Source organism: Desulfovibrio sp. Fe33 (assembly GCF_028532725.1).
Taxonomy (GTDB): domain Bacteria; phylum Desulfobacterota; class Desulfovibrionia; order Desulfovibrionales; family Desulfovibrionaceae; genus Pseudodesulfovibrio.
Genome location: NZ_JAQKGU010000015.1, coordinates 1 through 20,876 on the forward strand (window position 1 = coordinate 1; position 20,876 = coordinate 20,876).

Genomic DNA, 20,876 nt, shown 5'->3' on the forward strand with positions numbered 1-20,876 from the left:
GCGGATCGCCTCCGGTGCCACGGATTCGGCCCTGCCCGCCCGGGTGGCCTCGTCCCTGGCCAACTACATGCTCTGGCTGGTCAACCAGTCCGAGGCCATTTGCGCCACCGAGGCGCGCCTGGCCGACATCCTCACCGTCCTCAACAAGGCCATCGAGGAAATGACCCGCCCCATCGACACCATCCGCCACCAGGCAAAAACCGTCACCGTCGGCATCTCCAGGCCGCAGGGATAGACGGACAAATCGAGACGAAGACAAAGGCCGGACGCGATCGCGCCCGGCCTTTTTTTCACGGGACCGCCCGGTCCGGGCCGATTTACTTCCGCCATCCGATCGGCTAGCATTCGAATGTCCGGGCTTCCGCACCGAAAAGCCGGACCATTTCCCCTAACCCGCTATCCAGACACGCGCCCGGCCGGACGGCCGAAACGCGGAACGAGGCCCCAATGCAGATGACCGTCACCACTCCGGCCCTGCTCTTCCCCGCCATCTCCCTGTTCATGCTCGCCTTCACCAACCGCTTCCTCTCGCTGGCGGCGCGCATCCGCACCCTGCACGACGAATATCGGCGGTCGCCGGACAAATCCATTCTGGCCCAGATCGACAATCTGCGGACGCGAGTGCGCATGATACGGAACATGCAGGTATACGGCGTCCTGTCCATGCTCGCCTGCATCTTCGCCATGGTCTGCATTTTCCAGGAATTCATGCTCGCGGGGCAGATCCTGTTCGGCGCAAGCCTCCTCTTCCTGATAGTCTCCATGCTCTATTCATTCCTGGAAATCCGCATTTCCATCCAGGCCCTCGACATTCTCCTTCAGGACATGGAGCGACGCTGACCCAATGCGCCGCGAGGAATGAAGCAAAATAAAAAAGGCCCCGGACGATTGTCCGGGGCCTTTCGGCGAACATCTTTCAGCGGCTAGATATACAAAGTCTTGAAATTCTGTTTGACGTCGGGAAACCGCTTGAACTCCTTGTACTCTCCTGCGGCCTTGCCCATGTAGCCGACCAGTTGGGAGACCATCTTGCCGCGCGGGACCTTGCGGCTCCACGACTTGACCACCAGGTCGCCGTTGGTCTGCAACTCCACGGCGAAGACCAGCACCGTCGACGGGGTTATATCGTCCACGCGCCCCACCGTATCCACCGTGAGGATCACACCGGTAAACGTGTCGCGATATTTCTCCACGGCCCGGTTGATGTCCTCGACCTCCCGGTCGGACAAAGCCAGCCGGTCGAGGGAGACCGTCCCCCTGACGAAGACCAGCCCCGACAGGCCGCGCTCGGGAGAACCGCCACGGAAGAAATCGGTCTGGAAATACACCAGCCCGCCAACGGCTGCGAAAAAGAAGAAGACTGCAAAAAAGCCGACCGGAAAGCGTCTCCCGGAGCCTGCGCCCTTCGTCATGACAAATAGACCGCCTTAATTCAATTTTTCCAACATGAAAGAATGTGGAAAACCTGCCTGTAAACACAGAATTAAACCATTTGGGACATATTGGCAACGCTTTTCCGGGAAAAGGCGAGTCGGCTCAAGTCCCGGCCGACGCGGGACAACGGGCCGTATAAAATCGTGGATAACGGACATAAACTTAATGAACTCGTTATTAATCAAGCGTTTAAACAAACATTTCTTCCTTAAGTGTTGTCGGGAACTTCGCAATGTTGTATATTCCCGCCCATGGTGGACAAAAACGTGCCCGAACTCCGCATCTCGGTTGCCCAGCTCAAGCCGGGCGTCTTCATCCGGCTGGAAGAAACCAACTGGTTCGAGCACCCGTTCCTTTTCAGCAACTTCAAGATCAGGGACGATGACCAGATAGCCCTCCTACGGAGCCTGGGCATTACCCATGTAATCTGCATCCCTGAGAAATGCGACGTCCTGCCCGCCGTCCCGGCCAAGGGCGGGGAAACGGCCCGGCCCGAATCCGAGCCCGTGCCCCGCGAAGTCATCGACCGGCTGTGGGAGGTCAAGAAGGAGCGCACCCGCAGGCTGAAACGGAAGAAAGAGCGCATCGCCCAATGCGAGGAGCGCTTCAACGCCTGCATCAAGGCCTTCAACGACATCCTCAAGGGCGTGACCGCCGGGCAGGCCGATTCGGTCGGCGACGCCGTGCGTTTCGTCTCGCGCATGACCGGCTATTTCCTGGACGACCGCGAATCCACCCTGCACCTGATGAACGTGGTGGATCGGGGCGAATCCGCGTACTCGCACCCCATGAACGTGGCCGTGCTGTCCATGATCGTGGGCAAGGAGGCCGGTCTTTCCGAAGAGGAAATGACCATTCTGGGGCTGGGCGCACTGTTCCACGACATCGGCAAGGACCGCATCCCGAAGAAGATACTGAAGAAGCGCGGCGAGTTGACCCGGCCGGAAAAGGAACTCATCGAACGGCACCCCGCCCACGGCGCGGCCATGCTGGCGGCGATCGACGTCTTCCCGCGCGAGGCGGCCACGGTGACGGCCCAACACCACGAACGCATGGACGGTTCGGGCTTTCCCCAGAAGCTTGCCGGAGACAAGATAGACCGGCTGGCCCGCATGGTGGCCATTGCGGACGCCTACGACAACCACTGCAACCGGCCCGATCCCATGGAGTCCCTGACGCCCTACCTGGCCCTGTCCTATATGTTCGGGCAGCAGAAGCACCTCTTCGACGTCCAGTTGCTCGCCCTGTTCATCCGCTGCCTGGGCGTATACCCGCCCGGCACCGTTGTGGAGCTGTCCAACGGCGAGGTGGGCATGGTCATGGCCGTAAACCCCAAGAACCAGCTCAACCCGAGCGTGATGCTCTACGATCCGGACGTGCCCAAGAAGGAAGCCCTCATCGTGGACCTGGCCGACGAGCCGGACCTGCGCGTGGAAAAATCCATCCGTCTCGCCCAGCTCTCCCCGGAAATGCTCGAATACCTCTCCCCGCGTACACGCATCACCTACTACGTGGACCCCGCGTAGCCCGGCCCGGGACGCGTTCCGTCCCGGTTCCTCCTACTCCCAGCGGCGTTATTCGCCGGACAGCAGACGGCTGATGGAAGCCATCAGATCGTGCTTGAGGATTGGCTTCATGATGAAGTCGCCGATGCCGATGTCGCGCAGCCGGTCGTAGGACACCGCATCGGAAAAGCCCGTGCACAGTATGATCGGGATGTCCGCGCGAATCTTCAAGACCTCGCGGGCGAACTCCATGCCGGTCATGTTGGGCATGGATTGATCGGTGATTATCAGGTCGAAATCGTCGGCCCGGAACTTGAAGGCTTCCAGTGCCTCGATGGAGGATGTGCGCGTGACCACCTGGAATCCGAAGGACTCCAGCATCTCGCGGCCGATGTCCGTGAGCGGCTTCTCGTCGTCCACGAACAGGATGCGCCCCTCGCGGAACACCAGATCGGCGGGAATGTCCGCGTCCGGACGCTCGGTCTCGGAACTGCGCGGCAGGAAAACATGGAAGGCCGCGCCGCTGCCCGGCCGGTTTTCCAGCTCCACATAGCCGTCATGCCGCTTGACGATGCCGTGGACCATGGCCAGCCCCATGCCGGTCCCCTCCCCCTGCTTCTTGGTGGTGAAGAAGGGGTCGAAGACGCGCTCGGCCACGTCGGGGTCGATTCCCGGTCCCGTATCCGCCACGGTCAGCCGCACGAACCGCTCGGCCTTGCCCAAATCGCCCGGCGGCAGCACGGGATCGTCGGGACGCACATCGGCCAGGGTCAGGGTCATGGCTCCGCCCGTCACCTGCATGGCCTGGGAGGCGTTGCCGCAGAGGTTGAGCAGAATCTGATGCATCTGGGTGGGATCGGCCATGACCTGATCCCGGTCGGTTTCGAACCGGGTGATGATCTCCACGTTGGAGGGCACGCTGGACCTGAGCAGTTTCAGGGCCTCCTTGATGAGCGGAGTCAGGGTCATGGAGTGCCGTTCCTGCGGCCCTTGCCGGGAGAAATTGAGAATCTGCGTGACCAGGTCGCGCGCCCGGCGGCCCGCCCTGGATATCTCCTGAATACGCCGCTCCAGGCCGGAATCAGGCTCGGCGGACGACTCGATGATCTCCGCGTAGCCCAGAATGACGCCCAGGATGTTGTTGAAGTCGTGGGCGATACCCCCGGCCAGGGTGCCCAGGGCTTCCATCTTCTGGGATTGACGCAACTGCTCCTCGAGCCGCTTGGGCTCGGAGATGTCGAAAAGATAACCGCGAACCTCAACCGGCTCGCCCTCGGCGTCGGTCACCGTGTCGCAACTGACCAGAAGATGCCGCCTGAGCGCGCCGCGCGTGAAGACTACCTCCTGATTGGACATGCGCCCGGGAACGGCCAGCAGGTCGCGCAGGGGCTCCCCGCCCCCGGCCCGGTCCCACAGTTCGAAGATGTTCGCTCCCAGGGCGTCCCTGGGCGAAAGGAAGTTGAACATTTCGGCAAACGTCGCGTTGCAGTCCAGAATGCCGCCGTCCGGGTCGGCCGCGAAGTTGCCGGTGATGTTCCTCTCGAAAAGCAGCCGGTAGCGCTTCTCCGAAGCCTGCAACTCGCGCAGGACCGCCGCGCGTTTGGCTATGTCCAGCCGCAGCCGCCTGTTGGCCGCATTGAGTTCGCTGGTCCGGGCCTCGACCTTGCTGGCCAGGGTCTCGTTCAGGTCCCGCAGCCGATTTTCCGCATCCCACTTGGAACCGAGGGACAAGGCGATCTGCTTCAGCTCCGGGGAGCGGAACGGTTTCTGGACGAAGAGCAGCTTCTCGGGCGGCTGGACCCTCTTGTTGAATTCCTTGAGTGGAACATCGTGGCGGGCCGAAAGGAGCACGATTTCCACGTTCGGGTCCAGGCTCCGCAGGCTCTCGGCCAGTTCGAGGCCGCTCAACGCCGCGCCCAGATCGGAAAGATGAATGTCGACGAGCGCGATGGAGAACGGCTCGCCCCTGGCGATGGAGTGTTCCATGGCCATATACCCGCTCTCGGCATCCATTGCCTGGACCACTTCGAAAACCGGCCGGACCGCGTCCTCGTCGATCTCCTCCCGGGACGGCAGGCGCGCGTCGTCGCCGAACAACGCCTCCAGGGCCGACGGCTCCTCGCTCTCGTAGCAGAGGATATCGCGGTAAAGCATACGCATGGACTCGTCATGGTCCACGGTGAGAACGCGGAAGCGGTTGGTGCGTTCGGCCAAATTGTGTCTCCCAGGTCGGTTCAGGCCCGAAACGTGCATCATGTCTTTTAATGCAACATACGGAAATCCACCGAAAAAGGGAAGGTTGAACCATGCGGCAGGCACCCCGGTCGGGTCGGCGGACGCCGACCGTTCCGGGGTGTCGTGTGGACCGGTGCCTTTCAAGGCCATTGGCCGGGACTAAAGCTGCGCAGAAGCGGCGGGCATGGAGTCCGTGCGCTCGTAGACCTGCGCGTTATCGAGGTTCAGGATGGCCAGCACGTCGGCTCGTTCGGCACGGGCCTCCCTGGCCGAGGCGAAGTTGCCCACCAGAACGCGATACCAGACGCCCTTGTCGGCGAGGTCGACCTGGTTGATCCAGGTTTCGAATCCCTGCCTGCGGAGCTCCTCGCAATGGGCGACGGCGTTCTTGCGGTTGTTCCAGGAGCTGACGTGCAGTCCATAGGACTTCTGCCGGGAAGTTATATTCTCACCCCCGGAACCCTCCTCCTTCACGGCCGTCGTGATGACCGTTTTCGGAGCCTCGACGATCGTTTCCGAGGTCTCGACGACCGCCACGGAGGAGGAAGGCGAGCCTGCGGACGCGGGAGATGCCACAGGCTCGCCGGGGTTCTGCTTCGGGTCGGGGAAGGACTGACGAAGCAGAGGGTTCGGGGTGGAACCACTGAATTGGTTGCCGGTATCCTGGAAGCGGGCCGACAGTCGGGCGCGCTTCAGGTTATCGGCGGCCTTCACATAGTAGCGGGGGGACAGCTCAAGCGCCTTCTCGAAATACGGTACGGCCATGCCCGGCTGGTTTTCCGTCAGCAGGACGTACCCGAGATTGTTGTTGGCCTTGGCTTCGCCACCGGCGTACTTGAAGGATTCGATGGCCTCGTCCAGGCGGCCCGAGCGGGCGAGGGCGAGACCGAGGTTGTTGTAGGTGCGGGCGGAAACGCCCCCGTTCTTCAATGCCAGGCGGAACGTTTCAACCGCCTTGTCGTATTGCTGGCGGGCGATGTAAACCACGCCCAGATTGTTGTAGATATCCTCCGCGCCGTTGCCCTGATGCAATTCGAGGGCGGCGGAGAACTCTTCGGCGGCCTTTTCGTAGCGGCCTGCGCGGTCATACAGGATTCCCAGGAAATTGTGGGCCTTCCAGAGCATGGGATTAAGGGACACGGCGCGGCTCAGATGCGTCTCGGCCTCGCCGTACAGCCCGGCCCGAAAGTACACGCAGCCGGCGGCTTCGTTGGCGATGGCGTGGTCCGGGGCCATCTTGAGGACCGTATTGAATTCCGCCAGGGCCTGTTCATCCAGCCCCTGGGAGAGCAGCAGATTGCCGCGCTTGATGCGGGCCGCGAGGTTGCCGTTGTCGAGCTCTATGGCCTTGTTGAAATGCACCATGGCCATCTCGGGCTTGGCGCGGCGGGAATAGCCGTCGCCGACCTGCTCATGCTGCTCGCTTGTCAGATTGATCGAGGAATCGTCGCCATAGGCCAGTTCGTCGAAGGTCTTGTCGTTGAGGGACTTGTTCGCGCAACCGGACAGGGCGAGCCCGGCGATAACAACAACTGCCAGGATGAAAAGCTTCTTCATTTTTGTTCTCCTTTACGGTTCCGCGCTATTGTTTGTTCATCTCGACGAACATATCCAAGCTCATGATGACCGCCGGTCCGAGGATGGCCACGAACAGGGACGGAAGAATGAATGTCACGAGCGGCAGGAGCAGCAGCACCGGCATCTTCGCGGCTTTTTCCTCGGCGCGCTGGGAGCGCTTGACGCGCATGGCGTCCGAATAGACCCGGAGGGTCCGCCCGACGCTGATGCCGAAGGCGTCGGCCTGGATGAGCAGGGAGGTAAGGCTGTTCAGGTCGTCCAGCCCCACCCGTTCGGCCATGGAACGGAGCGCCTCGACGCGGGACTTGCCCGCACGCAGCTCCAGGGTGAGCAGTTTGAATTCGGAACTGATGATCGGCCCGGAGGTTCTCATTTCCTGACAGACGCGGTCCACGGCCTGGTCCAGGCCCATGCCGGACTCCACGCAGACCACGAGAAGATCAAGCGCGTCGGGCAGTTCATCGCCCACATCCATCTTGCGCCTGGATATCTTCTTGCTCAGCCAGTACTCGGGGCCGTACACACCGACGGCGGCCAAAAGGACGAAACCGAAGCCGGTCATCGGCAGGGCCATGTCGGGCATGAACAAGAACCGGAAGAGGAGGAAGCCTCCGCCCAGCCCCACGGCCAGAAAGCCTTTGAGACCCTGGAAAATCTTGTACGAATCGGGCTTGCGCAGCCCGGCCTGGATGAGGCGCAGACGACTCTTGTCGATCTCGGCGGCCTCGGTGGGACCGATCTTGGTGCCCAGCCTGCCGAACAATTCCGCGAATCTCTTCATGGCGTTGCCCAACGGCGCGGTCAGGGCGTCGGACCGCTTTACGGCCGTGCCCGAGACCCGCTCCTTGAGCCGCGCTGAATCGCTTGCGCCGCTCAGGTAGCCCATGAGTCCATATCCGGCCAGGAGCACGGAGACGAAGCCGATACCCGCCGCGAACAGGGGAAGAATCTGATCGTTCATGCCGTCCTCCCTACACCTTGATCTTGATGATCTTGCGGATGATGAGCGCGCCGAAGACCGTGGAAATGATTGCGGCCCAGACCATGTTCTGACCAAGTTCCCGGGTCCACAGCAGACTGACGTAATCCGGGTTGACCACGTACAGGATGCCGGTCAGCAGGAACGGCAGGGCCACGAGGATGTATGCGGACACCCGCCCTTCCGCCGAGAGCACTCGAATCTTGCCGAACAGGGCGAACCGCTCGCGCACCAGGGCGGCTATCTTGGCGATGATTTCGGCCAGGTTGCCGCCGGTTTCGCGCTGGATGTTCACCGAGACGACGAAGAACTTGAGGTCCGGGCAGTCCACCCGCTCCTGCAGGTTGGAGAGAGCGCGGTCCACGTCCATGCCGTAGTTGATTTCATCCAGGGTCTTGCCGAACTCGGGCCCGATGGGGCCGTCGAACTCGTCGGCCACCATGCGCATTCCGCCGCCGAAGGTATGTCCGGCCTTGAGCGCACGCGCCATGAGATCAAGGGCCTCGGGGAGCTGCTTCTGGAACCGGTCCATGCGCTTGCGCTTCTTGCTCATGAGGAGCCAGACCGGGATGTTGCCGAGCAGGATGGCCGCAGCCAGCGAAACCCACAGCCTTCCGGAGAAGCTGCCCGCGTAAAATCCGACGACCGCCAGCAACATGCAAAGGAGCAGGTACATGCCCGGAGCGCCCTTGGCGTCCGCCTGATACATGAGCCTGCTGAACTTGGCGGACCAGCGCATGTTTTCGAGGAGCCGGTTGAACATCGGCACCTCGCTCATGGCGGACTCGCGCAGGACCAGGTCCACGGAAGCCGCATTGAGATCGGCGGAAATGGCCATAGAGCGGAGACGGTTCTTGACCCGGCGGTCGACCTTGTCGGAACCGGACTGCATGAGCGAACCGATACCCATGACGAGCAGGAAGACGAAAAGCACGCCTACCGCGGCGATGACGACGGTCATGGTCATGGCTTACTCCTTCCTCGCGGGCCGGGGGGTCACGTTGAACATCTCCGCAGGGAACGGGAATCCCATGCGCTCCAGCTTCTCGGCGAACTTGGGCCGGATGCCCCGGGCGGTGAAGTACCCTTCGACTTTGCCTTCCGGGCTCATGCCGGTCTGCTCGAAGGCGAAAATCTCCTGCATGGTTATCATCTCCCCTTCCATGCCGGTCACTTCCTGGATGGAAATGACCTTCCTGGTGCCGTCCACAAGCCTGGTGGCCTGGATGATGACGTCGATGGCCGAGGAGATGTAGCGCTTCATGGAAAGGGCGTTGAGATTCAGCCCGGCCATGGAGATCATGGTTTCGAGACGCATGAGCGCGTCGCGCGGGGTGTTGGCGTGAATGGTGGTCAGCGAGCCGTCGTGACCGGTGTTCATGGCCTGGAGCATGTCCAGGGCCTCGGCCGAGCGGACCTCGCCGACGATGATGCGGTCGGGGCGCATACGCAGGCAGTTCTTGACCAGATCGCGCATGGTGATCTCGCCGCGCCCCTCGATGTTGGCCGGGCGGGTCTCCAGACGGACCAGATGCTCCTGCTTGAGCTGCAATTCCGCCGCGTCCTCGATGGTCACGATGCGCTCGTCCTCGGGCACGTTGCGCGACAGGCAGTTGAGCAGCGTGGTCTTGCCCGAGCCGGTGCCGCCGGAGATGAGCACGTTGAGCTGGGTCTGCACGATGCCCTTCATGAGCATGGCCATTTCCGGCGTCAGGGAGTTGAAGCCGATGAGGTCGGCCACTTCCAGCGGGTCCTTGGAAAATTTACGGATGGAGAGCGACGGGCCGTCGATGGCCAACGGAGGAATCACCGCGTTGACGCGCGAGCCGTCGAGCAGACGGGCGTCGCACAAAGGCTGGGATTCGTCGATGCGCCGTCCCACCCGGGAAACGATGCGGTCGATGATCTTGCGCAGATGGTCGTCGTCCTTGAACCGGGCCGGAGTCAATTCGAGCTTGCCCGACCGCTCGACGTATATCTGCCTGTAGCCGTTGACCAGGATATCGTTGACCGTGGGGTCCTGCACGTAGGGCTCCAGCGGCCCCAGGCCGATGACCTCGTCCTGGATCTCGGCCAGCATCCGCTTGCGCTCGGCCAGGTTCAGCGGCGCGTTGCGGAACTCGCCCCAAAGCAGCCCCTCGGTGACCTTGCCGATCTCGCTGCGCATCTCCGACTCGGCCAGGGAGTCCAGGAGCGAGAGGTCGATCATGTCGATAAGCCGGTCGTGAATGCGGGTCTTGATGTCGAAATAATGTTCGGCGGCCTCGGCCTTGACGGTCTGGGGCTCTGCCTTCGCCTTGATCTTGGCCTTGGGCTTGGCCGCCGCCGGAGCGGCGGCGGAGGCGCTGCGCCTGACCGCGTTTCTGTTCAATCGTTCCGCGAGGTTCATAATGCCGCTCCCGCCAGATTGTCATTGGTGTCCGAGTCCTTGCCCTTTTTGCGGAAGAAAGAGGCGAACGGCAGGCCGAAGCCCTTGCCCGCCTTCTTCGCTTCGGGCGCGAAGCCCTTGGCCACTGCCCGTACGGCCTTGGCCGAGGACGACTTGGGGAAGGCCTGGATCAGCGGGGTGCCCTGATTGATGGCCGAAAGAACGGGCTCTCCGTCCTCGGGAATGGCCCAGGCTATCTCGCGGCCCAGGACCTCGGCCGCCTCGGCGATGCCGATGGAGGCGTTGCGGGTCACGCGGTTGGCGATCACTCGCAGCCTCCGGTCCGTGTCCGGGTCCTGCCCGCCGAGGGAATCGACCAACCGGGCCACATGAGCCAGGCACGGCAGGGAAAGCTGCATGGTCAGCAGGATGGAATCCGCCAGCTCCACTTCCTTGGGAAGCTCGTCGTCGCCGGGGGTGGAAGCGTCCACTACCACGAAATCGTATCCGCTGCGGAGCTGTTCCAGAATGAGGAGCAGGGTCTGGGCGTCAGGCCGATCCGCGGAAACCGGGCCGGGCAGGACGTGCAGGCCGGATTCGTGTTCCGCCATGACGCTGCGCAGATAGGTGGCGTCCAGCCGGGAGATGTCGGCAACCAGGTCGCCCCAGGTGTAATCGTACTTGAGGTCCAGGAAATAGGGCGTCTCGCCCATGGGCTGGCGGAGATCCAGAAGCACCGTGCGGCCGGGGGCGCTCTCGTTCAGGACGCAGGCCAGGTTCACGGCCAGGGTGGTGGTCCCCATGCCGGACTTGCAGCCCATGACGGTGAGGATGCGCCCCTTGTCCGTTTCGTCCACGCCCAGGCTCGTGCGCATGGCGGTGCGCAGGACAGCCGCGCGCAGGTCGTTCTCGGCCACGGGAAATTCCAGAAATTCGCGAATGCCGCTACGCATGGCCCGAATAAGGATTTCGGGGTCGGCGGCGCTGCCCGTCAGGTAGACGTCTTCGGCCTGACCGGACTCCAGGGCGTGGATGATGTGCGGCATGTCCTCCTCGACGGAGTCGCCGGGCTCGTAGATGAGCACGCCCATCTCGTCCGAATCGTCGGCTGCCAGCCGAACCATGGGATTGGCGTCGATCATCTTTTCCAGACGATCCCGCTGCTCCTTGTCGATGACTGCCAGCGATATGGGTATCACTCTGCTGTTCATGGTTCCCCCTTTCCCCTATCCTTGTCTGTTCGATCCCGACAACCACGGCCTTCCGGCCATCGTCTTCCCCGCGGGACCGCCTGTTTTCAAAACAATGTCCGGCCGTTGTCGGGCGGATGGGACGCCGGGAGCGTGGCGATCAGCCCGCGCCCGTGCCCGACACCGCCCCGGCGCGTCACAACTTCGTATCCACCACGCCGAACATGGACGGTCTGTTCCGTTCGGTCTTGTCGCGGGGACCCTTGTTGTAGTTCTCCGCAACCTTCGCGGCGTAGCGGCCGTCAAGGCCGACCACCGGGGCGTCGTCCTGCCCCGCTTCGGGGTTCGCCGTCTGGCTCAACATGACGCTCCGCACCGAGCTGCCGAAGTCGGGTGTGGTGGGCTCGCTCTCGAACATGGTGCCGCAACCGGCCTGAAGCATGATGGCGATCATGCCGAGGTAGATGATGATATTTTTCATGGCTCCTCCAATCTCGCTTTACTTGGGCCAGGAATGGCCGAACTCGCCGTCGAATCCGTTCTCGGGCCGCACCACGACCTCGGGCCCGGCAGGCGAACCGCCGGATGCGGGAGCGGACTTCTCCGAAGGCTTCCCGCGCCCTTCGAGAAGACCCATCAGATAAAACTCGGTGTCGTCCGGGGCCTGGAAATCGTCGGTGGGCAGAGTCATGGAATTCCTGTCCACGGGCTTGGCCAGATGCGCGGTGACGAGCACCACCAGTTCGGTCTTGTTGGAAGCGAAATCCTTGGAGCTGAACAGGCTGCCGAGCACCGGGACTTCACCCAGCACCGGGAACTTGCTGCTGTTCTCCCTGAGGGAATCGCTGATGAGCCCGGCGATGGCGAAGGACTGCCCGTCGCCCAGTTCGACGACGGTGTTGGCCCGACGGGTGGTCAGGCTGGGAATCTCGTAACCGTCGATGCTCAGGACCTTGGAATAATCCAGCTCGGAGACCTCGGGGTTGACCTGGAGGTTGATGCGGCCGGAGCCCATGACCGTGGCCGTGAACTTCAACCCGATGCCAAACGGCTTGAAGACGATGCCCACGGTTCCCAGAGCGCCGGGCATGGGCAGCGGTATCTCGCCGCCCACCAGGAACTCGGCGGATTCGCCGGACACGCAGGTCAGGTTCGGCTCGGCCAGGACGCGGATCAGGCCGTTGGCCTTGAGCGCGTCGATCATGCCCAGCAAGGAGGTGCTGCCGGTTTGATAATTGGCGGTGAAGTTGATGTTGTCGGTCAGCTCGAAGACATTGTCGTCGGAGTTGTACCGAGTCAGGTTGTTGATGATGGAGTAGATGGAAAAATTGGACCCGGTGGCCGCGAAGTTGATGCCCAGCCGCTTGGTCACGGAGCGGGACATCTCGGCCACGCGCACTTCCAGCATGACCTGCTGGATGCCGTCCACGGTCATGAGATTGACCACCTTGCCCGGAGCGGCCGCTTCGGCCAGGGCCAGGACCGACGAGAGATTCGCCGTGTTGGACACGTAGCCGGACAGGGTGATGACGCCGCCGGAGGTCAGCACGCGGACATTGCTCTCGTTGGGAAGCAATTCGTAGATCATCCGCTTCAGTCGGGTGGTGTCAGGGTCGACGGAGACGTCGTAGATTTCCGAGACTTCCTCGCCCGCCCACAGGGTCAGGGTGGTCGCGCCGATCTGGTTGGCGGTCAGGTATACCTGCCGGGGCGAGATGACGACGATGGAACACACGGTATCCGAGCCGAGGGAAATCCGGCTTACGTTCTTGTCGGTGGTGATGACGGTGGACTCGCCGACTATCATGGAAATGTTGTCGGGCCTGTCCGACTTGACCACCCGGGCGCCGGCCGCGGTGGCGGTCAGCAGGACCAGGCAGGCCAGCAGGACTACCAGGGTGTATTGTATGATTCCGTTTTTCTTCATCACTCACGCTCCTAAAACTTTACCGACGAGCGGTTTGTGCCGGTGATGATTTCGATATTGACGCTGCGCCTGGTCTGCCGGACCTGATGGTAGGGACGAAGGGCGGCCAGGGTCTGGGGCACCGTGGCTCCGTTGGTCCGGACCTCGGACTCGTCCTGTTCATTGCGCAGGGCGAAATGCAGCGTTCCCTGGGTCGAGGCCAGGGCGAGCCGCTCGGACTCGGTCGGGGTCAGCTCCAGGGTGTAGACGTCAACCGACGCGGTCCTGCCGTCCTCGTTGGGAGGAGCCAGCTCGGTGCCGGTGGCGATGACCTTGACCCGCTCCAGGACCAGCTTGGTCACGGGCTTTTCCTCGCGGCCGACGGTCATGGAGACGATGACGTCCACGCTGTCGCCGGGACGGACGAAGCCGGACAATCCCATGACGCTGTTGCCCTTGACGGCCATGGCGCGCTTGCCGGGAGTGATGAGCGCGGACACGCCGCCGCCCATGACCGACTTGTCGGCCAGCTTGAGCGGCGTCAGGACGTCGCCCATGCCCACGGGCTGATTGAGCACGCGGCCCTCGATCTGCTTGAGTTCGGAAAAGGCTCCCGAGGGACGGGAATCCTTGGTGAACATGCGGACCTCGAGCATCTCGCCGCTCAGCTTGATGCCGCGTCCCAGGTCGGCCTTGGCCACGACCACGGGGACGGTGTCGTTCACGGCTGTCGGAACGGCCTTGTTCATGGTGCTGGTCCAGCGGAAAATCATGACGCCTGCCACGATGGCCAGGACCAGGGCCAGCCCGATCTGAATCAATGCCTTGTTGGACTTGCTCATGGCGCGCCTCCCTTAATAGCCGGTGTAGACGGAGCCGGTGAGCCAGGCCTGGAGGCCCATGGCGACCACGGTTCCGACGGCGATGGCCAGGCCGTAGCACAGTCTCGGCATGGCGTTTTCAGCGGTTACGGGGGCGAAATCGAACCGGCGGCTGACCATGAACACAGAAAAGGTGGCCACGATGTTGCGCAGGACCCGCTTGAGGATTTCCGGATTGAAGGCGAGAACGGCCAGGGCGTAGACGCCGCCCGCGATGCAGGTGAAGAGAAAAGCGGTCAGCGTCGCGTCCAGACCGAGCCATGCGCCGATACCGGCCATGAGCTTGACATCGCCCGCACCCATCACGCCCATGAAATATGGAATGGCCATGGCCACGAAACCGAGGGCGAAGCCGCCTGCGGCGAACTTCAGTCCGGCGTAACCGCCGAACACGGTGTGCGTGGCGAATCCCGCGATAATGAGCGGGAATGTGAGCCAATTGTAAATGCGCTGGTTTTTGAGATCGGTGACGGAGGCCGTCACCAGGGCGGTCGCGAGCGCGATGGTGATGAGAGTATCCATGGTTCCCCCGAGGCGCCTGATTCGCCGCTTGCCGTCTCCACTTCCCCTGGAGACAGAATCGGGGCTAACGGGACCATCCCGAAAGCCCCGGTTCGGCTGCTCTGGCTGCTTCCGTTAAACGGTTAGCTTTGTTCCGCGAGACCTACTGGACGGTAGCCTCGGACATCTTGGTCTTGATGAATTCGAAGGTGGAGACCACCTGGTCGCCGAGGGCGGAAGTGGCGGTAACGATACCGGCGGCGATCAGGGCGGCGATCAGGCCGTATTCAATAGCGGTTGCGCCTTCTTCGTCACGGATGAGGTTCATCAGCTTCGTCATTGTCGTTCTCCTTGGTTTGTAAATTTTTGTCTTTTGAAAATTTGTGCCTTTCAGCACCAGCCACGCCCACCATTGAGCAACCCGTGTGCCACAACGAAAATCTTGTTTGAAAAAAGTTTGTATTCAACTGTAATCAAATGAAATATTTTTTACGGCCCGCCGCACCGCCCTTGGCACGCCCTTTTCTCCGGCCTTTTTAAAACCGCAGAATCTACGATTCGTGGACTACCTCCAAAGGCCAAAGATCAACTTATCAATGTATCTCCTTGAAATTCAGTATGATATATTATCCATTTTTTGTAGATAGGCTTGTGCAGAAGTTGGCAACACACTGATTTCAGGCACTAAAAACAGAAAAATCCCTGCGGGGAGGGATTTTTCTGAAAGTGGCCGAACCACAAAATGTGGATATTACGCCGCAACGACTCCGGCCGGGGGCCGGACAAAGACGTATTAGAGGCTAATTCTTGAATAATACAGGGTCGATACCATGTTTCTTGAGCTTGTTCCAAAGATTCTTGGCGGACACGCCCAGGGCGGAAGCGGCCTCGGTCTGGACCCCGCCGCACGCTCTCAGGGCGTTCTTGATGAGGGTCTTCTCGTATTCGGCAAGGGCCTGCTTCAGGGGAAGCCCCTCGCCGGTGGGCAGGTATGCGGCGTTGTCCGAGGCGGGCCGGGCGTTGGAAAAGGCCTGGTCCACCTCGGCCGGGGTGATCCGGCCGGAGGTGCAGAAGATCGCCGCCCGTTCCATGGCGTTGGCGAACTGCCGGACATTGCCCGGCCAATCATAGTTGAAGAATATCTCCATGGCCTCGGGCGAGACGCCCGCGATGTCCGTTCCGAGCCGACGGTTGGCGCGATCCAGGAAGAACTCGGCCAACTGCGGCAGATCGGACTTGCGTTCGCGAAGGGGCGGCAGAATCAGGGTGGCCACGTTCAGTCTATAGTATAGATCGCTGCGGAAGCCGCCCTCCTTGACCCGCTCTTCCAGTTCCTGGTTGGTGGCGGCGATGATGCGGACGTCGTAGTGGATGGGCTTGGCCCCGCCCACACGCTCGGCCTGTTTCTGCTCCACGGCGCGCAGGAGCTTGGGCTGGAGGTGCAACGGCATGTCGCCGATTTCGTCGAGCATGAGGGAACCGCCCTTGGCCAGTTCGAACTTGCCCTGTTTCATGGCCGTGGCCCCGGTAAAGGCCCCCTTCTCATGGCCGAACAGTTCGGATTCGATGAGGTTTTCGGGAATGGCCGCGCAGTTGATCTTGACGAACGGGGATTTGGCCCGGGAACTCAGGGCATGAATGGTGTCCGCCACCAGCTCCTTGCCCGTGCCGGTCTCGCCCATGATGAGCACGTCCGCATTGAGTTCGGCCACCCGGCTGATGCGTTCCTTGACTCCCATCATGGGCGCGCTGTGCCCGATGATGCCGTTCAGGGGACTGGAACCGCCGTGACGCTTGAGTTCGGCCAGCTCGGTCTGAAGATGGCGCTTCTCCAAAGCCCGGCGGACCACGACGGCCATCTCGCGCAGGGAAAACGGCTTCTCGAAATAGTCGTAGGCCCCCTGCTGCATGGCCGTGATCCCGGTCTCCTTGGAGCCGAAGCCGGTCATGACGATAACGTCCACGCCGGGGGCCACGTCGGCTAGATGCCGCAGGGCTTCGAGCCCGGACATGCCGGGCAGTTGGATGTCGTGTAAAATCAGCTCGAAGGCGGTGGTCCCGGCCTTCTTGATACCTTCCTCAGCACTGGCCGCGGTTTCAACCGCATAGCCGTTCTCGACCAGCGCCTCGACCAACATGCCCTGGAAGGCACGGTCGTCGTCGACCACAAGAATTCTTTCGCCCACAGGTCTGCTCCCTGATGGTATTCTCCCCCGCGTGGCGACACCCTACAGGAATCGGGGAATATTATCCACAAAAAATAGATACTCGAGATCGCCCATGGCCTGTCCTTACGCCAAAGCGTCCCCTACACAAATTTTTTTAGTCTTTTAGAACAAGCTATTAAGCGCATTTTTCTCACGCGCCGCGGTCCCTTGGCACGCACAATGCTTTGATCCTGGTACCCGGGCTTACGCCGGGCCAATTTTGGAATGCAAGGAGAACGGGAATGAGAAAGAGAGATGAAAGACGCCGAGGGATGGCCGCAGTGGAATTCGCCCTGTTGCTTCCCGTCGTGCTGCTCTTGATCCTGCTTCTGATTGAGGGCGGCAACGCCATGCACACGTACTCCTCGCTGGTGGAAGCCAGCCGGGAGGGCGCGCGGCACGTGCTCATGGAAGGCGAAACCGCCGACGTGCAAAGCCTGGTCAACGCCGTGCTTGCCGATTTCGACCCCGATGACCTGTCCACCAACGTGACCACCGACCCCGTCGACAACACCGTCACAGTAGAGGTTTCCTATGTTTACAAGATGTTCGGATCGCAGAGCGGAGAAGGCATGTTCGGCAACGACGAGCCGTTTACGCTTGTCGCGCAGACAACCATGCCGCTTCCCTAGGGAATCCCGCCGGGGCTCCACCAGCGCCATCATGGCTCTGCTGCTCCCCATCCTTCTGGGGGTGGCGGGCATAGCTGTGGACATGGGCAACATGTATATGACCCACACCAAGCTCCAGGCCTCAGTGGACGCCGGCGCACTGGCCGGAAGCCTGCAACTGCCCTACGACCCCGACCTGACTCGGGGCATCGTGAACCAGGCCGTAAGGGACATGGTCGCCGCGAACATGGAAGGCGCCGAGGTCACGAGCATCTCGGCGGGCACCGAAATCCGCAGCGTCAAAGTCACGGCCCGGGCCGAAGTCAACATGCTGCTCATGGAGGTGCTCGGCCTCGCCGACCAGGAAGTCCAGGCCAGCGCCGTCGCGGGCTTCAACAAGCTCGAAGTGGTCTTCGTCATCGACAACTCCGGCTCCATGCGCGGCACGCCCATCACGCTGGTCAGGCAGGCGTCCGTCGAGCTGACCGACCTGCTCATCCCGGACGGAGCCACGCCCGACACCAAGGTCGGCCTGGTGCCCTTCCGGGGAAAAATTCGCCTCGCCTCGGCCGTGGACGGCCACACCGCGGGCTGCCAGAACGCGGACGGCTCGCTCAACACGGGCATCCACGAAGACTTCATGGATGAATACAACGCCCTGCCGTACTACATCAAATACAACATCCCCCTGGATACCTGCTCCAGCATTCCGACCGTGCAGGCGCTCAGCCAGAACAAGAACGAAATCGTCCAGGCCATCGACTCCCAGACCGCCCTGGGCGCGGCCTCCGGCACGCTCATTTCGGAAGGCATCAAGTGGGGACGGAACCTCCTGACCCCGGAACCGCCCTTCACTCAGGCAGGCAGCAAGGAGGACTTCCGTAAAATCATGATCGTGCTCACCGACGGCGACACCGAGGACGGCGAGTGCGGCGGTCCCTACCGCGCCTCCTACCGGCCCAACGTGTACTGGACCAACGCCTACTACGGCATGGGTGTCGAAACCGCGCACTGCGAGGACGGCGGCGTCCTGAACCAGGAGACCCTGGACGAGGCCCAGGCGGCCAAGGATGCGGGCATCGAAATCTTCACCATCCGCTTCGGCACTTCGGACAACGTCGACATCGCGCTCATGAAGCAGATCGCCTCGAGTAAGGAAGGGACCGACGACCACTACTTCGACGCCCCGTCCGTGTACGACATTCCCGACATCTTCAAGCAGATCGGCAAGCAACTCGGCTGGCGGCTGCTGTAAGGGAGGTTTGAGTCATGCGCAACAATCGAAAGAACTCCCGCCGAGGCCTGGCCGCCGTGGAAACGGCTCTGATCCTGCCCATCATGTTCATGCTGGTGATGGCCGTGATCGAAGGCGGCAATGCCGTCTACGCATGGGTGACGGTGCAAAAGGCTGCCCAGCTCGGCTCACGCTACGCGGCAACGGGCCGGGGAGCCGACGAAGGCACCCGGCTGGCCGACATCATCAAGGCGACCGAAGCGGGCCTGACCACGCTGGACTCGGCCAACGCCAGGATCACGGTCCGTTCCTGGCCCGATCTGACGGCCAGCGGAGACGGCATCGACAACGATCCGGGCGCGCCCTGCCAGTTGGCGGAAGTGGCCGTGGTCTACGACTACAAGCCCTTCACCCCCCTCGTCAGCCCGCTGCTTCCCGAGACCATCCCTCTCCGGGGATTCGACCGCAAGGTCAACGAACCCTGGAAGCCGTGCGAGTAATCATCGCCGCGACCCGTCAGCAAAAGGCCCCTTTCCGGGGCCTTTTTACTGCCCGAGCGCAACTCGAAACAATAATTGGTATTGATATACGACACGACCTGCCTTAATCTGGGTGCATCGATATTTCAAATCATGCAAACCCATCAACAAGGGAGATTCGAGTCTTGGACGACTATCCGGCCATTCTGGGCGTGTACTCGCTGCAAATCGAAGCCGACGTGGGATCCGGCCACACTTCGGCGAAACACGCCAACATCACATACTGGTATGCCCGACAGCTTTCTCCCGAGCAGTTCGAAATCCAGCCCCTGAACGCCCACCACGTTCCCTCCGGAGTGCGCAGCGTCCTCGGCGAGCTCGACTTTCTCCGCCAGTACACCCCGGAACCGACTTACTACCGGGTGCACACCGTCCCGGCCCTGGAAACCCTCAAGCGTAAGATCGAAATGGGCCAGGAAGCCTTTTCCAAGGGCAACCTGGATGAAGCCGAACGGCAGTTCCTCAAGGCCCTGATGATCGACGACAAGAACATCGACGCCAATTACGGGTTGGGCGAGGTCTACTCCGAGAAAAAACAATTCGACAAGCTCAAGAAGGTCCTCGACACCCTGCTCGGCCTGGACGAGGCCTTCACCTTCGAGTTCCGCCAGAAGTTCAACTCCTTCGGCATCTCCCTGCGCAAGAACGGCCACTACGACGAGTCCATCCGCTACTACGAGAAATCCCTCGAGATCGTGAACACCGATGAAAACGTCTACTTCAACCTCGCCCGCGTCTACTACGAAAAAGGGCGCAACGACTACTGCATGGACAACCTCGAACAGGCGCTGAAAATCAACCCCGCCTTTATCGAAGCGCAAAAATTTCTCAATTATTGCCGGAAGCACGCCTGATCCGCGATCCTGCGTTCGATTTTCCGACCTCCCGCCTCTTGCCAATCATGCCCATATGGTTACTTATAACGTATGTTCATGCATGATTAGCCCGGCCGTCATGCCGGGTCGGTAGATACTCCAACCACGGAGGACACTATGCCCAACATGGATTACCCCGGACCGTGCCTCTCCTGCATCGACCACAGCTGCGGACTGTGGGACGAGAACATCACGGAGAGCAAGGACGAACATAAGGACGATGAAGACCGCAACTGACAACCCTGCTCGATACACAGACAATGAAAAGGCCCGGACAAATGTCCGGGCCTTTTTTTGCGCCTCCGGCGGCCGGGGGAAGGGGAAGGAAAAACCTTTCGGTGAAAGGTTCTTTCCTTCCCCTTCCCCCGGACCCCCAACCCCATCCTTTTCCAAAGCTTTTTATGCCGCTTCGCGGAGAGATGCCCACCCTACGGTCATCATCCTGCAAAAAAACGCCGCTCACACGGCATAGTTATCTATGCCAGCCTCTTTATTTTGGAGCGATTCGGGGCGGCGCAGCAACCCCGACAGTGGCTCTCCGCGCCAGGAATGCCACTGCCCCCCCCCTAGCCTCTTCTCTCACATGGAGCGATTCGGAGCGGCGCAGCAACCCCGACAGCGACTCTCCGCGCCAGGAATGCCACTGCATCCCCCTAGCCTCTTCTCTCACATGGAGCGATTCGGGGCGGCGCAGCAACCCCGACAGTGGCTCTCCGCGCCAGGAATGCCACTGCACCCCCCTAGCCTCTTCTCTCTCATGGAGCGATTCGGGGCGGCGCAGCAACCCCGACAGTGGCTCTCCGCGCCAGGAATGCCACTGCACCCCCCTAGCC

20 protein-coding genes are annotated in these 20,876 nt (G+C 61.6%); 7 read left to right on the forward strand and 13 right to left on the reverse strand.

Translation table 11 applies throughout. The features are described 5' to 3' along the window. Nucleotides 1-235: hypothetical protein (locus PSN43_RS15280; RefSeq protein WP_272701605.1), on the forward strand; the 235-nt coding region annotated here is incomplete at its 5' end. Nucleotides 236-447: 212 nt separating this feature from the next. Beyond that, nucleotides 448-840 (forward strand): DUF2721 domain-containing protein, encoded by a 393-nt coding sequence (locus tag PSN43_RS15285; RefSeq protein WP_272701606.1) that lies wholly within the window; start codon nucleotides 448-450, stop codon nucleotides 838-840. Between the two features lie 83 nt (nucleotides 841-923). On the opposite strand, the gene PSN43_RS15290 is transcribed toward PSN43_RS15285, so the two are convergent. Next, a complete protein-coding gene (locus PSN43_RS15290) occupies nucleotides 924-1,328 on the reverse strand; it encodes a hypothetical protein (RefSeq protein WP_272701607.1) in 405 nt (134 codons plus the stop codon). A 357-nt stretch (nucleotides 1,329-1,685) separates the two neighbouring features. On the opposite strand from PSN43_RS15290, the gene PSN43_RS15295 reads away from it, so the two are divergent. Next, nucleotides 1,686-2,960, forward strand: a complete 1,275-nt coding sequence (locus PSN43_RS15295) for an HD-GYP domain-containing protein (RefSeq protein ID WP_272701608.1) — start codon at nucleotides 1,686-1,688, stop codon at nucleotides 2,958-2,960. Between the two features lie 48 nt (nucleotides 2,961-3,008). Here PSN43_RS15295 and PSN43_RS15300 read toward each other — a convergent pair whose 3' ends face one another. The 12 genes from PSN43_RS15300 to PSN43_RS15355 form a co-directional block, all read right to left on the reverse strand. Further along, nucleotides 3,009-5,153, reverse strand: a complete 2,145-nt coding sequence (locus PSN43_RS15300; RefSeq protein WP_336314041.1) for a response regulator — start codon at nucleotides 5,151-5,153, stop codon at nucleotides 3,009-3,011. A 180-nt stretch (nucleotides 5,154-5,333) separates the two neighbouring features. Beyond that, nucleotides 5,334-6,731: an SPOR domain-containing protein gene (locus PSN43_RS15305; protein WP_272701609.1), complete on the reverse strand. Its 1,398-nt coding sequence runs from the start codon at nucleotides 6,729-6,731 to the stop codon at nucleotides 5,334-5,336. Between the two features lie 25 nt (nucleotides 6,732-6,756). Next, a complete protein-coding gene (locus tag PSN43_RS15310; protein ID WP_272701610.1) occupies nucleotides 6,757-7,713 on the reverse strand; it encodes a type II secretion system F family protein in 957 nt (318 codons plus the stop codon). 10 nt (nucleotides 7,714-7,723) lie between these two features. Further along, a complete protein-coding gene (locus PSN43_RS15315; protein WP_272701611.1) occupies nucleotides 7,724-8,698 on the reverse strand; it encodes a type II secretion system F family protein in 975 nt (324 codons plus the stop codon). Nucleotides 8,699-8,701: 3 nt separating this feature from the next. Beyond that, nucleotides 8,702-10,120 (reverse strand): CpaF family protein, encoded by a 1,419-nt coding sequence (locus PSN43_RS15320; RefSeq protein ID WP_272701612.1) that lies wholly within the window; start codon nucleotides 10,118-10,120, stop codon nucleotides 8,702-8,704. Then, the gene (locus tag PSN43_RS15325) at nucleotides 10,117-11,310 is read right to left on the reverse strand and encodes an AAA family ATPase (RefSeq protein ID WP_272701613.1); all 1,194 of its coding nucleotides are present in this window, start codon (nucleotides 11,308-11,310) and stop codon (nucleotides 10,117-10,119) included. The genes PSN43_RS15320 and PSN43_RS15325 overlap by 4 nt, the downstream gene beginning before the upstream one ends. Nucleotides 11,311-11,485: 175 nt before the next feature. Continuing rightward, nucleotides 11,486-11,770, reverse strand: coding sequence for a hypothetical protein (locus PSN43_RS15330; RefSeq protein ID WP_272701614.1), 285 nt, complete (start codon nucleotides 11,768-11,770; stop codon nucleotides 11,486-11,488). A gap of 18 nt (nucleotides 11,771-11,788) precedes the next feature. Then, complete coding sequence (locus PSN43_RS15335) at nucleotides 11,789-13,216, reverse strand: type II and III secretion system protein family protein (RefSeq protein WP_272701615.1); 1,428 nt, start codon at nucleotides 13,214-13,216, stop codon at nucleotides 11,789-11,791. An 11-nt stretch (nucleotides 13,217-13,227) separates the two neighbouring features. Further along, entirely contained in the window at nucleotides 13,228-14,037 is an 810-nt protein-coding gene (gene cpaB, locus PSN43_RS15340) for a Flp pilus assembly protein CpaB (protein WP_272701616.1), read from the reverse strand. 12 nt (nucleotides 14,038-14,049) lie between these two features. Then, a complete protein-coding gene (locus PSN43_RS15345; RefSeq protein ID WP_272701617.1) occupies nucleotides 14,050-14,598 on the reverse strand; it encodes an A24 family peptidase in 549 nt (182 codons plus the stop codon). 142 nt (nucleotides 14,599-14,740) lie between these two features. Then, nucleotides 14,741-14,917 carry a Flp family type IVb pilin gene (locus PSN43_RS15350; RefSeq protein WP_269942835.1) on the reverse strand — a complete coding sequence of 59 codons (177 nt, stop codon included), beginning with the start codon at nucleotides 14,915-14,917 and terminating at the stop codon, nucleotides 14,741-14,743. Nucleotides 14,918-15,377: 460 nt separating this feature from the next. After that, entirely contained in the window at nucleotides 15,378-16,763 is a 1,386-nt protein-coding gene (locus tag PSN43_RS15355) for a sigma-54-dependent transcriptional regulator (protein WP_272701618.1), read from the reverse strand. A 263-nt stretch (nucleotides 16,764-17,026) separates the two neighbouring features. On the opposite strand from PSN43_RS15355, the gene PSN43_RS15360 reads away from it, so the two are divergent. From PSN43_RS15360 to PSN43_RS15375, 4 genes are all read left to right on the forward strand, one after another. Continuing rightward, a complete protein-coding gene (locus tag PSN43_RS15360; RefSeq protein WP_272701619.1) occupies nucleotides 17,027-17,416 on the forward strand; it encodes a TadE/TadG family type IV pilus assembly protein in 390 nt (129 codons plus the stop codon). Continuing rightward, nucleotides 17,385-18,650, forward strand: a complete 1,266-nt coding sequence (locus tag PSN43_RS15365; RefSeq protein ID WP_272701620.1) for a pilus assembly protein TadG-related protein — start codon at nucleotides 17,385-17,387, stop codon at nucleotides 18,648-18,650. The genes PSN43_RS15360 and PSN43_RS15365 overlap by 32 nt, the downstream gene beginning before the upstream one ends. A 14-nt stretch (nucleotides 18,651-18,664) precedes the next feature. Beyond that, a complete protein-coding gene (locus tag PSN43_RS15370) occupies nucleotides 18,665-19,129 on the forward strand; it encodes a TadE/TadG family type IV pilus assembly protein (protein ID WP_272701621.1) in 465 nt (154 codons plus the stop codon). A 164-nt stretch (nucleotides 19,130-19,293) separates the two neighbouring features. Beyond that, nucleotides 19,294-20,022, forward strand: a complete 729-nt coding sequence (locus tag PSN43_RS15375) for a tetratricopeptide repeat protein (protein ID WP_442874882.1) — start codon at nucleotides 19,294-19,296, stop codon at nucleotides 20,020-20,022. Nucleotides 20,023-20,876 lie beyond the last annotated feature (854 nt).

Coding starts and splice junctions, on each gene's coding strand:
- PSN43_RS15335 (WP_272701615.1), bottom strand. CDS start 13,216: ATGAAGAAAAACGGAATCATACAATACACCCTGGTAGTCCTGCTGGCC.
- PSN43_RS15325 (WP_272701613.1), bottom strand. CDS start 11,310: ATGAACAGCAGAGTGATACCCATATCGCTGGCAGTCATCGACAAGGAG.
- cpaB (WP_272701616.1), bottom strand. CDS start 14,037: ATGAGCAAGTCCAACAAGGCATTGATTCAGATCGGGCTGGCCCTGGTC.
- PSN43_RS15295 (WP_272701608.1), top strand. CDS start 1,686: ATGGTGGACAAAAACGTGCCCGAACTCCGCATCTCGGTTGCCCAGCTC.
- PSN43_RS15330 (WP_272701614.1), bottom strand. CDS start 11,770: ATGAAAAATATCATCATCTACCTCGGCATGATCGCCATCATGCTTCAG.
- PSN43_RS15285 (WP_272701606.1), top strand. CDS start 448: ATGCAGATGACCGTCACCACTCCGGCCCTGCTCTTCCCCGCCATCTCC.
- PSN43_RS15370 (WP_272701621.1), top strand. CDS start 18,665: ATGCGCAACAATCGAAAGAACTCCCGCCGAGGCCTGGCCGCCGTGGAA.
- PSN43_RS15360 (WP_272701619.1), top strand. CDS start 17,027: ATGAGAAAGAGAGATGAAAGACGCCGAGGGATGGCCGCAGTGGAATTC.
- PSN43_RS15320 (WP_272701612.1), bottom strand. CDS start 10,120: ATGAACCTCGCGGAACGATTGAACAGAAACGCGGTCAGGCGCAGCGCC.
- PSN43_RS15305 (WP_272701609.1), bottom strand. CDS start 6,731: ATGAAGAAGCTTTTCATCCTGGCAGTTGTTGTTATCGCCGGGCTCGCC.
- PSN43_RS15315 (WP_272701611.1), bottom strand. CDS start 8,698: ATGACCATGACCGTCGTCATCGCCGCGGTAGGCGTGCTTTTCGTCTTC.
- PSN43_RS15350 (WP_269942835.1), bottom strand. CDS start 14,917: ATGACGAAGCTGATGAACCTCATCCGTGACGAAGAAGGCGCAACCGCT.
- PSN43_RS15345 (WP_272701617.1), bottom strand. CDS start 14,598: ATGGATACTCTCATCACCATCGCGCTCGCGACCGCCCTGGTGACGGCC.
- PSN43_RS15310 (WP_272701610.1), bottom strand. CDS start 7,713: ATGAACGATCAGATTCTTCCCCTGTTCGCGGCGGGTATCGGCTTCGTC.